Source organism: Cellulomonas endometrii (genome assembly GCF_949769265.1).
In the GTDB taxonomy this organism is placed as follows: Bacteria; Actinomycetota; Actinomycetes; order Actinomycetales; family Cellulomonadaceae; genus Cellulomonas; species Cellulomonas endometrii.
Genome location: NZ_CATKPC010000012.1, coordinates 33,960 through 51,451, shown reverse-complemented (window position 1 = coordinate 51,451; position 17,492 = coordinate 33,960). Strand labels below are relative to the sequence as shown.

Below are 17,492 nucleotides of genomic sequence, written 5' to 3'. Positions count from 1 at the left end.
GGACGGCAACCGGATCTTCTACTCGCCGATCGACGAGGGAGCCTGACCCGCTTCTCCGGACACCTGGTCTGAGGCGATGATCGTCTCGGAGAGGAGTCTGGGATGCCTGCAGCAAAGCCGCCGGAGTTCCGGCGTCGAGCAGTGGATCTGGCCCGCTCGGGTCAGCAGCCGGTCGCGAAGGTGGCGCCCGATCTGGGGATCAGCGAGTCGTGCCTGCGCCGGTGGATGGCTCAGGACGACGTCGACGCCGGTCGTCGTGAAGGTATGAGCTCCGACGAGCGGCGTGAGCTGGTCGAGCTGCGCCGCCGGACTCGGGTGCTGGAGATGGAGGTCGAGATCCTCAAGCGGGCCTCGGCGTACTTCGCCCGGGAGAACGTCCTCCCAAAATGAGCGCCCGGTTGGTCCAGGTACTGGCTGTCGACGGAGTACCCGTCGCGCTGACCTGCCGGGTGCTCGGGATCTCCCGCTCCGGGCTCTACGAGGCCGCCAGCAGGGCGCCCAGCGCCCGAGCCGTGGCCGACCAGGCGCTGAGCGCGACGATCGTGGAGATCCACCACGGTTCGCGGGCGACCTACGGCGCCCCACGGGTCCACGCCGACTGCGGTTCGGGCTCGGGGTCACCTGCGGCCGCAAACGGGTCGCACGGTTGATGCGCGCAGCCGGCCTGGTCGGGGTCTGTCACCGGCGCAAGCGCCGCGGTGCACGGCCGCTGCCGGCGCCGCACGAGGACCTCATGCAGCGGCGGTTCACCGCCGATGGCCCGGACCGGTTGTGGTGCACCGACATCACCGAGCACCCCACGAGCACCGGAAAGGTCTACTGCGCCGCCGTGCTGGACGTGTTCACGCGCAAGATCGTCGGCTGGTCGATCGCCGACCACATGCGCTCTGAGCTGGTCGTCGACGCGCTGCAGATGGCGATCTGGCGGCGCCACCCCGCACCCGGTGCGATTGTCCACGCGGACCGTGGAGCTCACACCTCGTGGATCTTCGGGCACCGGCTGCGTGCGGCCGGCCTCCTCGGCTCGATGGGCAGGGTCGCGTCCTCGGTGGACAACACCATGATGGAGAGCTTCTGGTCGAGCATGCAGCGCGAGCCGCTCGACCGCCGCACCTGGTCATCACGCGAGGAAATCGCCTCGGCGATCTTCGAGTGGATCGAGGGCTTCTACAACCCCGTCCGGCGCCACCCCGGCCTCGGCTACCAGTCCCCGAACGAGGTCGAGAACCTGCACACCACCGCTGCCGCGGCGGCATGATCACCACACCGCAACTGTCCGGGAAACCGGGTCAGGCTCCATGCTCGGATGACCTGTCATCGCCGATACCCATGCTTCCGCTCGTGGCACATCGGGTTCGCGAACCGGTACGCGGGAACGCTCGCGTCCGGCGTGGGCTTCACAAGACACGGAGTTCGCGAGCCCGTCAGGACCGGGGCATCACCACATGCACCTGACCGACTCGAACCAGCGGGATCGGATGTCCGACGTGACGATCACCAGCTCGCCACGCACAGAAGCCGCACGGCTCGTGACGGGGCCCGGGTGCTTCCAGTTCGAGTAGGCGTCTGCCGGTGCGACAAACACAGAGCCTTCAGGAACGATGTCGAGGATCGTCTCGTGAGAGCGCACTGTGGCCGGTGGAGATGTAAGGGAGCAGGGGTTCGCCGGCCCCCCGTCGAGGCACCCCCGTCAGCGTTCAGCACCAGCTCGCGGGTTCAGGGCAGGACTAGTTCTCGACGTCGGGTCGCGCCTGACCACGCAGGCAACGCTCGCACAGCCCACAGTCGCACCCGACGAGCCATGCCGGCATCAGCTCGTCGTCCATGAGCTCGGCGACCAAAGCAGCAAGGTCCTCGTCGACCTGGGTCAGCAGCGGGTTGAGGACCTCGCCGTCCATCATCTTGTTGCTGAACTCCGGCCGGCCGAAAGCGTCGTACGACGTCGCCCCGAGCCACCCCCACCCGACCTCGGTGAGGATCGGGACTCCGGGCCCGACGCCGTGCTCCGCGGCGAGGAAAGCGAAGAACTTGGCTCCTGAGCTGACGACGACCACGGTGACAACGGCGACGCTGCCGATGCCTTCGAGAATTCGCCGGCTGCGGGACTTCCCATGCGGCGCACCCCGGCGTGAACCGGCGGGACGGTGCTGGCTGGTGCCGTTCGCTCGTCGTGATGCCCGTGCTGCTCGTCCGCTCATCGCGGCCCCTCCGTGGGTTCCGACCCGTCGCCCCATCAGGGCGAGGGAGCGCGTTCCGTGCGCTGTGGCCGTCAACGTAGAGGCCGGGTCCGACACGTCTGCCGTGGCTGAGCAGTTCAGCCCGGCGTTGGCGGGCGTTCTCGTACTCGCACGACCGGCACCTGAGTTTGAGTCAGGCTCATTCGTCAATAGTGCTGACCTGCAAGGACGGAGCCCCTGGTCAAACGCGCGCACAGGTGGAGGGTGGTGCTGTGTACGGGCGCCGAACCGGCGCCTGTACAGGCCGTCACTTCGCGAAATGTTGTCTACTTGGGCTCAACGTCCTTCGCCGGAGTCCCCGCAGCCGGCGCGGTGGGAGGTTTCGTCTCGTGGGCCAGCCGTCCAGCGCAGTGCCCCGGCCGACAAAATCGGCCGGGGCACTGCGTAAGGGATCGGCCCTAACTTGAGCCCGAGCACAAGAGCTGTCCGTCATCGCCCCTGTTCATTCCTCTGATGCGCACAGGACTCGGCCGCGACTCGGCTTACGAACCTGCCGATTCCGTCACTTCGACAAATCCGGAGCGCCAACTCCGCAATCACGAACGGACCGCAGTCTCGCCGATGCTACGAGGAACCGTGCGCGAGGCCCTCCGGGGGGAGGCAGGCCGTTCTAGCGGGGACCTTTGAGTGCGATCGCAGCGTAGATCCAGTACACCGTCAGTGCCGCCGCAATGACTCCCATCACCGTCGAGAAAGTGGTTCCGCGGGTTATGAACACGATCGCGAGAACGCCGAAAATGACGGCGGCGACCAGCCGGACGGCGCGTTGGCGTGCGGTGATCACGGGCACCACCTAGATCCGTTGGAGGAGTTCACGAAGCAACCCTGTGCGTCACGCTGTTGAGACGCTCGGCCAGCCCAGCCAGGATACGGTGAACCGTCGGATGAGTTCGAGATGCAGCCGGTGGCGACGCCGTAGGCCGACACGGCATAGCCCCCAACAACCGCCCAGGCGGGGCCGGAACTCGCCGCTGTGAAGACGACGCCGGCGATTCCAAAAGCACATGCGACACCGCTCGCCAGTCCTGTGGGATCGGTGAAGTTCACCGGGTTGTTGGCAGCATAGGCGTACCGGTTGCCGTTCGCCGGGTCGAGCGGCGCGTCGAGGGTGTCCATCTGGGTCCAGCGGCCTTCGTACGCGTCGTAGTAGCGGGCGCCGTTAAGAGTCCAGGTGGTGGTCCGATCGTTCAGCCCCCCGGTGTACAGGAACGGCGTGAACGCGACGCCGACGCCGGCGCCGTCCTCGAGGACTTCGGGGACGCCGTAGGGGTCGAACTCCACGACGGTCTCGGTGGAGTTGTCGTCGGCGATCAGCGCGAGCGGTGAGCCGAGGTTGTCGTAGACGTACAGCCCGGTCTCGGCGGCCTCGGTCCACAGGGACAGCGGTGTGCCGAGGGCGTCGTGCTCGATGTACGCGGTCTCGCCCCCGTGGCGGACCTGCTCGATGAGCGGCTGCCCGAGCTGGTCGGTGCGGCCGAGCGTGTACTCGTACTCCCCGTCCGGGGTGGTCTGCGCGACGAGCTCGGTGTTCCCGATTCCGGCGTACAGGTACTCGTAGGTTTGCCCGGTCCGAGCGACCGAGTCGAGCTGGTCGCCGGCGGTGTAGCCCATCGTGCCGACCTCGGGATCGGCGGTGAGGTTGCCCGCACCGTCGTACGCGAACCCGGCAGTGGTGGTCTGGTTGCCCGCGTTGTACGTGCGGGAGCGGGTGCCGTCCGGGCCGACGGCGGTGAGCCGGTTGCCGCGGGCGTCGTAGGTGTAGTCGTAGCTCTGGGCCGGCTGGCCGCCGTTGCCGGCCGTGACGTCGGCGCCGATCAGGCGGTTGGCGTCGTCGTAGGCGTACGTGGTGACCTGACCGGTGAGGTTGTTCCGCTTCCACTGCAGCATCGAGCGGTCACCCGCGGCCGTGCCTCCGGTGCAGCCCGGCTGGGCGGCGTTGGTGCTGTAGCAGTACGTGGTGTCCACGACCTCGGTGATGGAGCCACCGGTCCCGGCTCGGTCCGCCCAGATCGCGGAGATCCGGCCCGAGGGGTCGTAGTCGGTGTGCGAGTGCGCCGCGAACTGGGTGTTGTCGGCGTTGGTGGCCAGCCAGGTGTCGGTGCGGCGGCCCTTGTCGTCCACGGCGAACCGCGTCCACGACTCCTGTCCGCCGATCGCTGTCACCTGGGCGGTTTGTGCCCCGGCGGCGTCGTACTCGTACGTCGTGGTGCCGCGCCCGTCGGTGGTGGTGGCGAGCCGCGAGGACTTGTCGTACGTGTAGGACACGGGGTCGTCGTCGCGATCGTGCGCCCGTTCTAGGAGGCGGTTCATCCGGTCGTAGGCGTAGGTCGTGGTCCCCGAGGCGTCCGTGCGCTCAGCCAAGCGACCGGCGCCGTCGTAGTCGAACGCGACGTCGGGGCTGGCACTGGTGCCGGAGTAGTCCACCCGGGTGAGCCGGTCGAGGTCGTCGTAGCCGTATGTCGTCGTGACGCCGGCACCGTTGGTTCCGGACGCCAGGCGCCCGTACTGGTCGTACGTCATGTTGCGGACGCCCAGGCTGGTTCCGTTCGGCGGGGTGATTGAGGTCAGCTGCTTGCCGGCATCGTACCCGTAGGTCGTGGGGTTGCCGGTGTTCCCGGGGGCTGTGGCCGTGGCGACGGTTCCGTCGGTGTTGTAGGTCAGCACCGCCTGCGCGGCCAGCGCGTCCGAGGTCGTGAGCTGGTTCCCGGCGCCGTTGTAGGTGTACAGCGTGGTCTTGCCGTTGTCGTCGGTCGAGGACGTCGGCAGGTACTTGGTCGCCGCAGCGGTGTTGCCGTACGCCCAGGTCGTAGCCGCGCCGCTCTGCGTGGCGCGGCTCGTCAGTGACTCACCTGCGTTCGCGGTGTACGCGTAACTGGTGGTCTGCGCACCTGTGCCCGAGCCCTGCACCTGCGTGGCCGGGTCGATGTTCGGGGTAAACGTGCTCGACCGCTGACGCCCCTCTGCGTCGGTCGCGCTCGCGACACGGCCGAGCTTGTCCGACGTCAGGGTGTACGTGGTGTGCGGGCCCGAGCTCGGGGAACCGGCCTGCTCCTGCTCGGCGTCGGAGACCAGCGTCTGGGTCTCGGAGGTGTACGCCAGGCGGGTCCAGGCGTCACCGGCGTCGGGTTCGACCTGCCGGACCGCGATCACACGGCCGTTGGAGTCGTAGGAGAAGTGCGTCCTCACGTCACCGGGCGCGTAGACCGCGGTGAGCAGGTGGTCGGTGTACTCGAACTCGGTGTCCCGGCCCGCTGCGTCGGTGATCGCGACCAGGTCCAGGTTCCCGTCGTAGTGGAACTCCATCGTGCGACGGTCCGAAGCCGGGCCCTGGGCGATCTCCAGGAGCTGGCTGGTGGAGTAGGTGGCGTCGACGTCTTGGTCGCCCCCACCTCGGGTCGCGCTCACGGTCGTCGGCAGGCCCTGGATCGCCCCGTAGGAGAACTGGTGAGCGTTGCCGTTGCGGTCGGCGACCGAGAGCGGGTAGCCGCCGGCGTTGAACGTCCACTTCTGCTGGCTGGCGTGGTCGGTCAGCGTCCACCCGCCTCCGGTGACGGCGACGAGGTCGGCGGTGATCCCCGCCGGCGGGGTGAACGTCGCACCGGTCTTCTTGAACGTCGCTGCCTGGCCCGACCCGGCCCACAGCACGACCGAACCGTCCGGCTCGGTCGTCAGGACCATCCCCGAGGACGGCATCCACCCGCGCCCGTACGGTGCGGCGTCCTGGTCGGCGAGGCCCCCCGAGCCGATCGTGACCGAGTTGTACGCCAGGTCCACCGGGAAGTCCCCGTTGACGCCGGGCGCGGTGAGCCCGGCGGCGGTGACCATGAGGTTGCCGGTACCGACGTCGACCGACGCCGCGACGCGGTCGCCGAGCTGGAACGGCAGCGTCGTCGCGTTCTTGCGTGCCCCAGCGCCGAGCTCGGGCTGCACGCGCCCGGTCTGCACCGCCGACGGCGCGGAGCAGGTCGAGGCGTCACACGCAGCGACCTGCCACTGCACCCGCTGCCCTGCCGGCAGCGCCGGCAGGGGCAGCCGGGCGGTCGCTCCTGAGGCCACCGTCACCTTCGTGCCGTTCACCAGGTCCCAGGTGCTCGCACCCGCGCGCTTGGCGAAGAACTGCCCGGCCACGTTCCCACCGTCCGGGTCGGCCACCGTGGCCGCCAGGACCGGGGTGTGCGTGACCGGGAACTCGAACGCCAGACCGGATGGAACGCTCGGGCTCGCAGCAGCCGCCGGCAACGCCGACACGACCAGAGCTCCGATGCTCAACCCCACAACTGCTTGCCATCGACCCCGCATCGCGGGCCCCCTTTGGCTCGCGGCGCTCGCGCCCCCTAGCGACGAGTCGCCCGAGTGATGCCTACACGGCGCGTGGCCCCCGGATCTGGCGTTTCACCCGGATTCACCCGAACGGGCGCAAAGCGGACAAACATGCCCATCTCGGTCTAGCGTGCTGTCGCAACGGGCAACGGTGTCCGCGAACTCGCAGGGGGCGAGCCATGGCGCGGAACGTGCTGGGACCCATGCTCGGAGCGCTCGTCGTCATGTCGGCGTGCGCGCCTGCTGACGACCCACCGCCGGCGTCCTGGGACGAGTACGACACGCTCAGCGCGCTGCGCGAGGACGCTGCCCTCGTCGTCGCCGGCGTCGCCCAACGCCTAGACACCGAAGCGGACCAGTCACTCGTCCAGTTCTCCGTGACCGAGACTCTCGCCGGAACAACACCCACGCAGGACCCGCTCTGGGTGCGCCTCGAAGCCGAGACGCCCCTGGACCTCGTTCCCGGGTTCCGGTACGTGCTCTACCTCCACCCCGATGACGACAACCGCTACGTCGTCGTCGGACCCGGCGCCTTCGAGCAGCCACCCGGCAGCTCGTCGTTCAGCAGCCTCCCTGAAGCGCCCGACGGACTCCCCGCAACCGTCGACGCCGCCGACCTCGCCGAGCACTGACGAACACCCAACGACCACCCACACGGCCCATGAGACCAGGAGCCCGACCGTGAGCCGCAGCGATTCCCTCCGTAACGAGATCGCGCGCCTGCAAACGAAGGCCGCAGATCTGTCCCGCGACCTCGCCAAGGCCAGGTCAGATGCACAGAAGGCGAGCGCCACCGCATCGAAGAAGCGTGCCGACGCACTGCGAACCAAGTCGACCGCCACCGCGCGCTCGGCGACGACCGCTGCCGAGCGTGAGGAGAAGCGCGCCGCCGAGGCACTAAAGAAGGCCGCCGACTTCGATCGACGTCTCGCGGACAACCGCAAAGTAAGCGCAACCAAGGAGGGGCAACTGGCCTCAGCGCTGAAGTCCGAGCAGCGTTCCCGCGACCAGGACGCCACTCGTCGGCGGACCATGGAGAAGAACCACGCCCGGGAGATCGCGCGGCTCTCACAGCCCACAGCCGTTGTCCGGTACGTCGCTGTCCAAGCGCCCAAGCCCGAGCCGCTCCGGGTTCTCTACCTCACCGCGAACCCCGAAGCAGTCGAGACGACCACGACCCATCCCGACGGGACCGTTGCGACCACAGGCACGTGGTTGCGGGTCGACTACGAGGTGCGGCAAGTCAAGGACCAGCTGAAGAAGTCCAAGTACCGAGACCTCGTGACGATCGAGCACCTCCCGGCCGCCACAACCATGGATCTCCTTGAAGGGCTGAACGAGCACCGCCCGCACGTCGTGCACTTCTCCGGCCACGCCAGCACCTTCGGCGTGTTGATGGAGAACGACGAGGGATCTACATCAGGGCAAGACCTGGAGTTCGGTCTGCTCGCCAGGCTGCTGAGCGCGACGGACACACCGCCGACGCTCCTCGTGCTGAACGCCTGTGAGAGCCTCGCCGGGGCTGACGACCTTCTACAGACCGTGCCGACGGTGGTCGCGATGTCGGAAGAGATCAACGATGCCAGCGCGGTCGTGTTCGCCGCCCGCTTCTACTCCGCGATCGCCTCGGCGCAGTCCGTTGCGGCGGCGCTCGCTCAGGGAAGGGTTGCGATGGAGTCGGCTTCACTCGACGGCTCGGACCTGCCTGAAGCGCGCGCCCGGGACGGGGTCGACCTCGCCTCCCTGGTCCTGGTGACACCCCCGCAGTGACGTCATCCGCTCGGACCCGGCCCAGGACACCCTCATCGAGGCAGCCGGTGTAGAGGTGCGGGGAACTTCGTCTCCAGCGCGTGACCGACGACCGAGCGGTCTCCTCGGCGGAGGCAGCACCTAGTGTGCGTGTCGCGGCCTCGCCCAACCTTCCACTAGCCCCACTTGCTCGCCTTCGCCTTCATGTTGACGTCCACGGTGAACATGGCTCTCACTTCTCCCTGGCGGCTGCAACCTGCTCCACCAGGCCGCGACGGCACGAGCACGGTGAAGTCCTCGACGAGCGCGCCGTCCGGAATGACGAACAGGTAGCGGCTCATCGCAGGTAGCCTCCGGGTGTTCGAGTTCAAGTTCACCCGGTTCTTGCCGATGACCCCGGGGAACGCGCGAACAGGGGGGACGCGAGGATGCGGTCATGGTTGGGTCGGCGACTGCGCGAACAGGTCACCCGCGCCCCGGCCGAGCAGTCTCTCGACCGCGGTGTTGCGCTGTTCCAGCTCGCCGCGGACCGCACGTGGCGGCATCGCCGTATCGACTCCATCCGCCTGGAAGACGGCGACCAAGGGCGCTGGTCCACGACATTGGACTGCACCGTCCCGGACGACCCCCGGCTGCGCTGGCAGGACAGCCCTCTCGTGGCGGTCCCGATGGCACTACTCGCCAAGGGAGCGATGCGCGGGTTCGACATCCGCGACGCCTCCGGACAGCCGCTGAGCGTCCTGCGCCTCGACGAGGGTGTGGACCTGTCCCTGGACCTCCTGCGGTTCCTGATCGTCCAACTCGACCAGATCCCGTTCACTCCCGAGCTCGAGGTCGCCCTGCGCGAGATCCTCGGACCGAACCACCCCGACAGCGAGGAACTGCTGACGTTCCTGGACGAAGGGACTCTCGACGGCGTGCAGGCGATCGCCCCGGAGCACGTGAACAGGCTCTCGGGTGTGACCCAGCGCTTCCTGCTCGACCTGAACCTGAACTTCTACCTGTACGTGCTCGTCGACCAGGAGACGTGCGGGCAGCGTCAGATCGTGAAGTTCTCCCGAAGCTGGATCCAGCGAGGCATGGCCACCGGCCGGCGGCACCTATTCCAGGCCGGGTTCGGGACCAAGGCCGCCGTCGTGAAGTTCAAGACGACCCCAAGGGACGCCGAGTCCTATCACCTGCAGGTGCACATGCCCCCGGGGCTGCGCGCGGAGTCCCTCACGCTCCTGCTGCCGCAGGACTCCATGACGGAGGACTTCGGCGGGGGTTCCGTCGCGCACGTACGCTGCTCGACTCCCGCGTCGCTGTACGCCGGCACGCCCTTCGGCGCCGAGCTCGTCGTGTCGATGAACGACCGCGGACTTGCACGGCAGGCCAGCGTCCTGTCGGTCGCTGCGTTCTTGTTCTTCCTGGCCTCGTTCGTGTTCCCCGGTGCGATGCAGACCATGCGGGAGTCGAAGGACTCCGCCGCCTTGCTGCTGGCCATCCCGGCGGCGCTTGCGGTCTTCACACTCGGCGCACGCGAACACCCGCTCAAGACCCAGATGCTCGTCGCCCCCCGCGCGGCGATCGCTCTAAGCGCTGGCGCACTGGTCCTCGCTGCGACGTCGTTGACGTGGGAGCTGCGCGACCTATGGTTCCCGATCTACTGGACGCTGTCCCTGGCGGCGACCGGTGCGTGCGCCTGGCTGACGCTTCAGGGTGAACGATCGCGTCGCCGTCGCTGGCGTCAGACCACGACGGTATCGTTCCAACAACCGCAAGGAGGACCCGATGAGTAAGCACGACGAGCCAGACCTGGTCAAGCTTCGGGCGACCCTCAAGAAGGACTCGGTTCCGTACTTCGAGATCCCCTCGATCGACGGGCACACCGATCTGCTCCCTCCGAAGGGTGCCGAGGCGTACGAGCAGTCCGCGAAGACTGCTCTGGCGCTTGCCCAGCGCCTCACGAAGAACGGTCGCTGACTCACAGCACCGCACGTCACAGGTTCGGCAACGAGCCTGCAGACCTCTCCCAGTACGACCGAGGGCCCCTGATCAGGGGCCCTCGGTCGTACTGGGTGGTTGGTTACAGCAGGTGCTGCAGCCTGGCTTCGGTCTCGGCTTCGCGTCGCCGTCGGGCGATCTCGGCAAGGTCGGCATTCAAGGCCGCGAGCTCGGCTGGGGTCAGCAGGGCGAGCGGCTTCGTGATAAACGTGAACTCGTCATCGCGCGGGTCTTCGGGAGGTTCCGGCGCCACCGAGCGAGCCATCCGCTCCCACGACTGCGAGTTCATGCTGATGCTCCCTCCTCTTCGGTCGCGAGTCGGACGTCCGTCGCCGGCCAGGGAAGCGCGTCCGCCGGGGCGCCCCCGTCGTCGGTGCTGACGTCGATCCAGCGTTCTTCCTCCAGGAGCCACACGATCGGGAAGTCGACCCCATCGGTCACTCCGGTGGTCGCTCGCAGCGGTACCCACGCGTCTTGCGCGGTGCGGGCGAGGACTCTGCTGCCCCTGTGGATGTCGGTCATGTTCCTAGTTTCGGCCCGTTCCGGCTGTGAACCAAGGTTCGCAGCCGGACTTCTCTGCCCGAATCTGTGCCACCTTGGCGTGGCAAGTTGCCAGGCAAGTACACTGGCAACACCGGCCCGACTTCGGAGGCGATCGTGACACTGGCAGACGACACGACAGCAGAACGAACCGCGGTTCCATACCTGTCGTTCGCGACGTTCAAGAACTTCATCGACGGCCTGAGCACCGGCCGCCCGCTCCCGCCACGCATCGACCGCAGCCTCATGGTCGGGATGGCCGGCGGCACCCAGACCCTGCTGATCGGGACGCTCACGGTGTTCAACCTGATCACGGAGGACAAGGACGTCACGCCCCTGTTCGTCTCGCTCGTGAGCACCCCCGAGGACGAGCGACCCGCCATCTACGCCGACATGCTGCGCGAGACGTACGGGCCCCAGCTCGCCCTGGCAGCCGACCACGCGACCGCCGACCAGCTGCAGGAGAGCTTCCGAGCGCTGACGGACTACCAGGGCAGCACGTTGCGCAAGGCGATCTCGTTCTTCCTCAACATGGCGAAGTACGCCGGCGTCCAGCTTAGCCCGTACTTCAAGACCCCGGCGCAGGGCAGGCCCACCGGCGCGCGAGTCCGCGCCCGCAGAGCCAAGACAGTCATCGAGCCGGCTGGCGCCCCGGCCGCTCCCCAGAGCGCGGGTGAGTCTCAGACGATCACCCTCGCGTCAGGCGGCAGCGTCACGGTGTCCTGCTCGACCGCGTTCCTGTCGCTGAGCCGCGAGGACCGGCAGTTCGTGTTCGAACTCGTCGACCGGCTCACCGAATACCGCGAGAGCCACCGGACCGCTGACGGTGACCCGGCCTAGGGGGCAGCACGGATGGACCTGTCGAACTGGACCGAACCCGCTCCCGGCGTCACGCTGACGCCGCAGAACGAGGACGACTGGACCGAGGCAGTCAGCCGGTACCGCGGTTCGAAGAACGACGTGCCGTTCGACCGGTGCATCCAGATCGCGCGGTCCCACGGGGCGCGGCACATCGTCATCGAGACCCGGTTCGCCGACCTCGACTACCGCAGCGAGCACCACGCCCTGTACGGGCGGGAGTTCGCCGACGTCCCCGCCTACGCCCACCGGCTGCACTTCTTCGCCGGGCACATCGGCGAGGACCAGACGGACCTGCCCGAGGACCACAGGTACATCGGGTACGTCACGGTTCGGCCGGTGTCCACCGGCCTGGTGTCGCGCGCGATGCTCCCGCCTCCGGCGGACGCCCCCGGTGCGCAATGCGCCGTCGAGGAGACCATCCACCTGTTCGGGCAGCCACTGACCGTCCGCGGGGTGCCGTTCAGCCAGCAGGACTCCCGGCTGGGGGCCTGTGCGCACACCGCCGCGTGGGTCTGCCACTACACCGCGGTGCTTCGCGGTGACGTCGAGCGACGCCCGCGCGCGGACTTCGCGCTGCTCGCGAACTCCAGCCTCAGCGCCGGGCGTGCAGTCCCCACTAAGGGTCTGACCTCCCCGCAGATCGGGGCCCTCATGACCCAGGTAGGTCTGCCCGCGGAGTTCCACCTCCTCGGGTCGCTTCCGTCAAGCAGGCTGCCCTGGCAGCACCCCCAGCCACACCCACCCACAGACGACCTCGAAGCAGCGCCCGGAACGTGGGACACCCGGCTGTTCCCGGTGATCTGCTGGTACGTCAACGGCGGCTACCCGGTGATCGTCGGCACCCACGACCACGCCTTCACGATCGTTGGTTGGTCGCGCGATCCCGACGAGCCGTGGAGGATCCTGTTCCGCCGACACGACGATCAGCGCGGCCCCTACCTGACTGTCCACGACCCGCTCGACGACCAGATCGAGGAGCCGGAACCGCACCACTACGGTCCGTGGAAGAGCCTGCAGATCCCGCTGCCCGCGGACCTGTGGCTTGAACCGGAAGGTGCGGAACGCACCGCCGGTGACGTCCTGCGATCGAACAGCGCGGAGACCGCCCGGAAGCTCGCCGCGCGCGGCACCCACGTCGAGAGCCTCGACGAGCTCATTGCTGACAAGCGTCTGGCGCTGCGGACCTATCCGATCCTGAGCGAGAACTTCAAGGCGAACCTTCCCGGGCTCGGGATCGACCCTCACCACGTCACCGAGTACCGCCGCCAGCGCATGCCCCGGCACGTGTGGGTAGTGGAGGCTGTCGACCGTACCCGGCGCAACGTCGGTGAGCCCTGCGTGATCGGCGAAGCCGTCCTGGACGCATCGAGCCCCGAGAACGATGTCCGGGTGCTCGCGGTGCGGATCCACGGGCTGCTGGGCCGGACCGACTCGACGCGTCCTGTGTTGACGAAACCGACTCTGACGAACATGGGTGGGTCGCACTGACCTCTTCCGGCCTGGGCGTTCCTGCAGCGCACGCGGGTCACGGCTCCGCTGATCCGTGCGGGCCGGTACCGTCGGCGGGAAGACCGTGGTCGGGCTGCTCATCGCGCGGTCCTCGCTCGAGGACGGCAGTGGACCGGTCGCGTATCTCGTGCCCGACCGGTATCTGGCCGAGCAGGTGCGCGACGAGGCTGCCAAGCTCGGAATCTCGGTCACCGCCGACCCGCAGGACTACGGGTACCTGTCACAGGAAGCCGTCCTGGTCGACACGTTCCAGCGTCTGGTGAACGGACGATCCGTGTTTGGGGTCGACGGCTCAGCTGGCAAGCCCGCTCGGTACGGGGTGGGCACCGTGGTGATCGACGACGCCCACGCCTGCCTTGCGAAGGCCGAGGACGACTTCAAGCTCAGCATCCCCGCCGACGACCCCCATCTACTCTGCACTGCTCGATCTGTTCCACGACGTCCTCGAGCAGCAGAGCTCGAACGGCCTGCTCGACCTGCGGGGCAAGCGCCGGTCCGCACTGGTGCCCGTGCCGTACTGGTCGTGGCAGGATCACCGCGCCGAGGTGATCAAACTGATCCACCCTCTGACGAATCAGGACCCGCACGCGTTCGGCTGGCCGTTGATCGCGGACGTGCTGCCCCTATGTCGTGCCGTGTTCACGTCGGACGCTCTGGAGATCGCCCCGGAGTACCTACCCGTGGAGGTCCTCACCGGGTTCGCCAGCGCCAAGCGCCGTGTCTACCTCACGGCGACCTTGGCCGACGACGGAGTGCTGGTGAAGGACTTCGCCGCGGACCCCAATACGATCGCCGACCCGGTCGCCCCCGCGAACGCGGGCGACATCGGGGACCGGCTCATCGTCATCCCGCAGGAGATCGTGCCCGAGGCGACCGAAGGTGACGTCCGCGAGCTCGTCGCGAAGTTCGCGCAGGACCGCAACGTCGTGGTGATCGTGCCCTCCAAGGTCCGCGCTGACGTGTGGGTTGAGCACGGCGCGAAGGTTTTCGATCGGACCAACATCAAGGAGGGCGTCGAAGAGCTTCGGAGCGGGAAGCACGTTGGTCTTGTCATCTTTGTCAACCGCTACGACAGGGTGGACCTGCCCGGCGATGCGTGCCACATCTTGGTGATCGACGGCCTGCCCGAGGCACTCGGCGGCATCGACCGCCTCGACGAGGCCCAGCTCGCGGGCTCGGACGCTCTGCTGCGACGTCAGTTGCAGCGAGTCGAGCAGGGCATGGGTCGCGCGGTCCGGTCGAACGATGACTACTGCGTGGTGCTGCTCATGGGCTCGCGGATGACCGAGCGGCTGTTGCGCCCTGGCGCGGAAGAGTCGATGTCGCCGGCGACTCGCGCGCAGATGGCTTTGTCTCGCAAGATCGCCGCGAAGATCCACGGCGGCGGGCTCGACCAGCTCGTCGAGGTGATCGAGCAGGTTCTGGGCCGCGACAAGGGATGGATCCAGACCAGCCGGACCCGTCTGTCCTCGCTGAGGTACGAGCACTCGGTAGTCGACCCGGTCACTGTCGCCCGTCGCCGGGCCTTCGAGCTGGCAGCGCGGGATCGCTGGACCGAGCGATCTCAGCGGTACAGGAGGCGTTGAACGCAGCTGGCAGCGATCGCGTGGTGCGCGGGCAGCTGTTGCAGGAGATGGCTTCGTACCAGCACCGACTTGAGCCGGCTAAGGCCCAGGAAACTCAGCGCGCTGCAAATGAGAGCAATCGATCGCTGCTGCGTCCGGCGACCGGTGTCGACTACGCCCGTCTGGCCACACCCGTGCAGGAGCAGGGCGCGGCCGCCTCGGGGTGGCTGCAGCAGCAGTACCCCACGGGTGCGCTTCTGCGTCTGGGCTTCAATGCCCTCCTCACGGACCTCACGTGGGGTCCGCGCACCAAGGCGTTCGAGACGGCAATGGATGACCTGTCCAGGCACCTGGGTTTCGCTGGACAGCGCCCCGAGGATGAGATCGGCCACGGCCCGGACAACCTGTGGGCGCTGAACGACGGCACCTTCCTTGTCATCGAGGCCAAGAGCGGCGCCGACGAGCACCCGGTGTTCAAGGACGATGCGAAGCAGCTGTCCAATTCGATGGACTGGTTCCGTGGCCAGTACCCGAACGCCGCGGGAACTCCGGTGCTGGTGCACCCGTGGGCAACGTTCGACGCCAAGGAGGCCGTACCGCAAGGCTGTCGCGTCGTCACCACGGAGCGGCTGTTCCAGCTCGGCAACGCTCTTGACCAGGTCGCGACGTCCTTGTCAGAGGGTGATGCGTACCGCGACCCCGCCCGGGTGAGCCGACTGCTCGCCTACCACGGGCTCACGGCGCAGCACTTCGTTGAGCGATACACGACCAAGGCTCGCAGCGGCCAGTAACGCCAGGCCACATGCGGGCCGGATTGTTGGGGCACCCGGGCTTGGTTCGTGCCTGCTGCGCACCAGCGCACGGCAGCGGGATGATCGATCCGTTCAGCGCTCGTGCTCGGTTTCCACGACTCGTCTGAGCATCGAGGCGAGAACTTCATGCGCGTCGGGGCTCGCCCCTAGCGCTGTGTCGCCGGCATCCTCGTCGAGCGCCAGAAGGTCATCGACAGGAAGCCAGACCGGGACGTCTCGGTAAGTTCGGTCGACCCCAGCAACCCGGGTCAGGTCATCGCGCTGGCGTCGCTCATCCCAACCGGCGCACGCAAGGAGGACCGCATCACGCAATGACGGGTCTGTCAGCAGCGCCTGGCTGATCCGGGCGCGAGCTTCCTCGGCGGACGTGACCGATGAGCACGTTCCGACAAGCGCGCGACCGTGAACCCGGTTGCTCCGCCAGAACTCCGGGGTCGTCAAGTCGGCGCCTTGCCACAGCCGCATCACCGACTCGTGGACAGCGTCGACGACCTCCTCCTGACCCTGTTCCACGGCCAGCAGGGACGCGGCTCGCAGCAGCGCGACCGCAGCGCAAAGCGGACGGACGGCCTCGTACTCTTCGACGAGGTCCATCTTCTCGGCCGGGGACGCGTTGCGCGCCACGGCCGCCGCCAGAGCCGCGGTCGTGTCCATCCCGGTCGCGAGATTGCTCACGACGGGCGGAATCAGGCTGGCGGGATGGACGGTCGCCGCCACCAAACGCTCATGCAGGTCAGGGTCGTAGGGGCGGGTCTTGACCCGGATCCAGGGTCGAGCCGATTCGAGAACTCGGCGATGGTCGGCCAGATGGTCCACAGGCGCGATTGCGAGCTCGACGACCGGAGCGACGGGCGGCGTCTCGACTTCTCCCTTGGCGACACGAGTGAGCGCCGAGATGGCGTCAGCCAGAGAAGTCGCGGCGGCGGCGAACGCGGTGTCCTTGGTGTAGTCGTCCGGTTCCAGGTGCCACCGCGAGCTCTCGCTTTGCAGGACGGAGATCGAGCGTTCCAGCTCGTCGCACCACGGTGCGATCGCTGCATCGGTGACACGCACGGCGGCGAGTTCCGACAGCGCGTCGTGTGCCGGGTCCGCGGTCATCGCTTGTGCGTCCTCCAGGGCACGCAGGAGTGCATCCCAGATCGAGTCGGTCTCGATCTTCGGCGGTTCGACGGTGTTCGGCAGCAAGTTGCCGTGCTCATCCCAGGCCGGGCCAAAATGCGCCCGAGTTTGCTCTCGAAGTGTTTGCCACTGTCGTGCGTGACGCAGCGGTAGTTGACGAGCCCGCAGCGCGCGCAGCCTGAGCGACTCCACGCGTCGCACAAGTTCGACGACGGCTGGCACGTGAAGACGTTCAAAGGAGTCCGACCTGTCCAGCACCTCCTGCGCTTGGTCATCACCGATCTTCCAGTTCCGCCGCAACCGCTGGAACTCCTCGACCTGCGTGCGCTTCCATTCGCGCAGGAGCTCAGCGGGGAAGCGGCTAGGGAAGTCGTCGATCTCCGTCGCGTGATCGAGGCACAACAGCAGCAGGTTGTCGTAGCCCCTGTTCTCCTCCGCGGGCATGTCGATCCATCGTGGCCCGCCTCGGCTCTTGGCATGGATGTGGGAGATCCGACTACTGAGTATCCAGTCACCGGTGTCGTTGTCCTGGGAGTACAACGGCTTGGTGCAGCCCGGATACGCACAACGAAAGGCGGTCGCGTATAACTGCTTCACAGTTGCGAGCCTGGGTTCGGGGTACTTCAGTGCGACAGCTGCGTCGGAGGTGAAGTTCTCTTCGGACTCCTCGTCACCAGGGCCAACTGACCCGTCTGTCGCGCTCATGTCGGCAGGCTAGACCGCTGCGCGCTCGCGCGACCGCACCGACGCAGCCCCTGGTCCGGTCAGTGGCTGCTACGGAGTCAACCTCAGGA

At 67.8% G+C, this 17,492-nt stretch carries 17 protein-coding genes and 1 pseudogene; 11 read left to right on the top strand and 7 right to left on the bottom strand.

The features are described 5' to 3' along the window. Positions 1 to 102: 102 nt before the first annotated feature. Together QNH85_RS13470 and QNH85_RS13465 are read left to right on the top strand one after the other, a co-directional pair. Positions 103 to 390, top strand: a complete 288-nt coding sequence (locus tag QNH85_RS13470; protein WP_282947194.1) for a transposase — start codon at positions 103 to 105, stop codon at positions 388 to 390. After that, positions 284 to 1,258: an IS3 family transposase gene (locus QNH85_RS13465; protein ID WP_282947193.1), complete on the top strand. Its 975-nt coding sequence runs from the start codon at positions 284 to 286 to the stop codon at positions 1,256 to 1,258. The genes QNH85_RS13470 and QNH85_RS13465 overlap by 107 nt, the downstream gene beginning before the upstream one ends. Positions 1,259 to 1,727: 469 nt before the next feature. Here the strand turns inward: QNH85_RS13465 and QNH85_RS13460 are convergent, their stop codons facing one another. The 3 genes from QNH85_RS13460 to QNH85_RS13450 all read right to left on the bottom strand — a co-directional run bounded on the left by QNH85_RS13460 (position 1,728) and on the right by QNH85_RS13450 (position 6,506). Further along, the gene (locus QNH85_RS13460) at positions 1,728 to 2,198 is read right to left on the bottom strand and encodes a hypothetical protein (protein WP_282947191.1); all 471 of its coding nucleotides are present in this window, start codon (positions 2,196 to 2,198) and stop codon (positions 1,728 to 1,730) included. A 649-nt stretch (positions 2,199 to 2,847) separates the two neighbouring features. Continuing rightward, complete coding sequence (locus tag QNH85_RS13455) at positions 2,848 to 3,021, bottom strand: hypothetical protein (RefSeq protein WP_282947189.1); 174 nt, start codon at positions 3,019 to 3,021, stop codon at positions 2,848 to 2,850. Then, on the bottom strand, positions 3,018 to 6,506 hold the full coding sequence (locus tag QNH85_RS13450) for an RHS repeat domain-containing protein (protein ID WP_282947187.1): 3,489 nt from the start codon (positions 6,504 to 6,506) through the stop codon (positions 3,018 to 3,020). Before QNH85_RS13450 ends, QNH85_RS13455 begins: the two co-directional genes overlap by 4 nt. Positions 6,507 to 6,736: 230 nt before the next feature. On the opposite strand from QNH85_RS13450, the gene QNH85_RS13445 reads away from it, so the two are divergent. After that, on the top strand, positions 6,737 to 7,189 hold the full coding sequence (locus QNH85_RS13445) for a hypothetical protein (protein ID WP_282947185.1): 453 nt from the start codon (positions 6,737 to 6,739) through the stop codon (positions 7,187 to 7,189). A gap of 49 nt (positions 7,190 to 7,238) precedes the next feature. Continuing rightward, a complete protein-coding gene (locus QNH85_RS13440; protein ID WP_282947183.1) occupies positions 7,239 to 8,327 on the top strand; it encodes a CHAT domain-containing protein in 1,089 nt (362 codons plus the stop codon). Positions 8,328 to 8,482: 155 nt separating this feature from the next. Here the strand turns inward: QNH85_RS13440 and QNH85_RS13435 are convergent, their stop codons facing one another. After that, the gene (locus QNH85_RS13435) at positions 8,483 to 8,647 is read right to left on the bottom strand and encodes a hypothetical protein (RefSeq protein WP_282947182.1); all 165 of its coding nucleotides are present in this window, start codon (positions 8,645 to 8,647) and stop codon (positions 8,483 to 8,485) included. Between the two features lie 87 nt (positions 8,648 to 8,734). On the opposite strand from QNH85_RS13435, the gene QNH85_RS13430 reads away from it, so the two are divergent. Both QNH85_RS13430 and QNH85_RS13425 read left to right on the top strand, forming a co-directional pair. Next, positions 8,735 to 10,087, top strand: coding sequence for a hypothetical protein (locus QNH85_RS13430; protein WP_282947181.1), 1,353 nt, complete (start codon positions 8,735 to 8,737; stop codon positions 10,085 to 10,087). After that, positions 10,080 to 10,271 carry a hypothetical protein gene (locus tag QNH85_RS13425; RefSeq protein WP_282947179.1) on the top strand — a complete coding sequence of 64 codons (192 nt, stop codon included), beginning with the start codon at positions 10,080 to 10,082 and terminating at the stop codon, positions 10,269 to 10,271. Before QNH85_RS13430 ends, QNH85_RS13425 begins: the two co-directional genes overlap by 8 nt. A gap of 103 nt (positions 10,272 to 10,374) precedes the next feature. Here the strand turns inward: QNH85_RS13425 and QNH85_RS13420 are convergent, their stop codons facing one another. Together QNH85_RS13420 and QNH85_RS13415 are read right to left on the bottom strand one after the other, a co-directional pair. Continuing rightward, positions 10,375 to 10,581 carry a hypothetical protein gene (locus QNH85_RS13420; RefSeq protein ID WP_282947177.1) on the bottom strand — a complete coding sequence of 69 codons (207 nt, stop codon included), beginning with the start codon at positions 10,579 to 10,581 and terminating at the stop codon, positions 10,375 to 10,377. Beyond that, entirely contained in the window at positions 10,578 to 10,814 is a 237-nt protein-coding gene (locus tag QNH85_RS13415) for a hypothetical protein (protein WP_282947175.1), read from the bottom strand. Before QNH85_RS13415 ends, QNH85_RS13420 begins: the two co-directional genes overlap by 4 nt. A 135-nt stretch (positions 10,815 to 10,949) precedes the next feature. Between QNH85_RS13415 and QNH85_RS13410 the strand changes: the two genes are divergently transcribed. The 5 genes and pseudogenes from QNH85_RS13410 (at position 10,950) to QNH85_RS13395 (ending at position 15,558) form a co-directional block, all read left to right on the top strand. Further along, positions 10,950 to 11,672 (top strand): DUF5343 domain-containing protein, encoded by a 723-nt coding sequence (locus QNH85_RS13410; RefSeq protein WP_282947173.1) that lies wholly within the window; start codon positions 10,950 to 10,952, stop codon positions 11,670 to 11,672. 12 nt (positions 11,673 to 11,684) lie between these two features. After that, positions 11,685 to 13,181 (top strand): hypothetical protein, encoded by a 1,497-nt coding sequence (locus tag QNH85_RS13405; RefSeq protein ID WP_282947172.1) that lies wholly within the window; start codon positions 11,685 to 11,687, stop codon positions 13,179 to 13,181. A 55-nt stretch (positions 13,182 to 13,236) separates the two neighbouring features. Continuing rightward, positions 13,237 to 13,575, top strand: a pseudogene (locus tag QNH85_RS20050) (DEAD/DEAH box helicase); the annotation flags it as partial. A 136-nt stretch (positions 13,576 to 13,711) separates the two neighbouring features. Continuing rightward, positions 13,712 to 14,788: a helicase C-terminal domain-containing protein gene (locus QNH85_RS13400; RefSeq protein ID WP_282947171.1), complete on the top strand. Its 1,077-nt coding sequence runs from the start codon at positions 13,712 to 13,714 to the stop codon at positions 14,786 to 14,788. Positions 14,789 to 14,811: 23 nt separating this feature from the next. After that, positions 14,812 to 15,558, top strand: coding sequence for a hypothetical protein (locus tag QNH85_RS13395; RefSeq protein ID WP_282947170.1), 747 nt, complete (start codon positions 14,812 to 14,814; stop codon positions 15,556 to 15,558). Positions 15,559 to 15,651: 93 nt separating this feature from the next. Here the strand turns inward: QNH85_RS13395 and QNH85_RS13390 are convergent, their stop codons facing one another. Then, positions 15,652 to 17,403, bottom strand: coding sequence for a hypothetical protein (locus QNH85_RS13390; protein ID WP_282947169.1), 1,752 nt, complete (start codon positions 17,401 to 17,403; stop codon positions 15,652 to 15,654). Between the last annotated feature and the right edge of the window lie 89 nt (positions 17,404 to 17,492).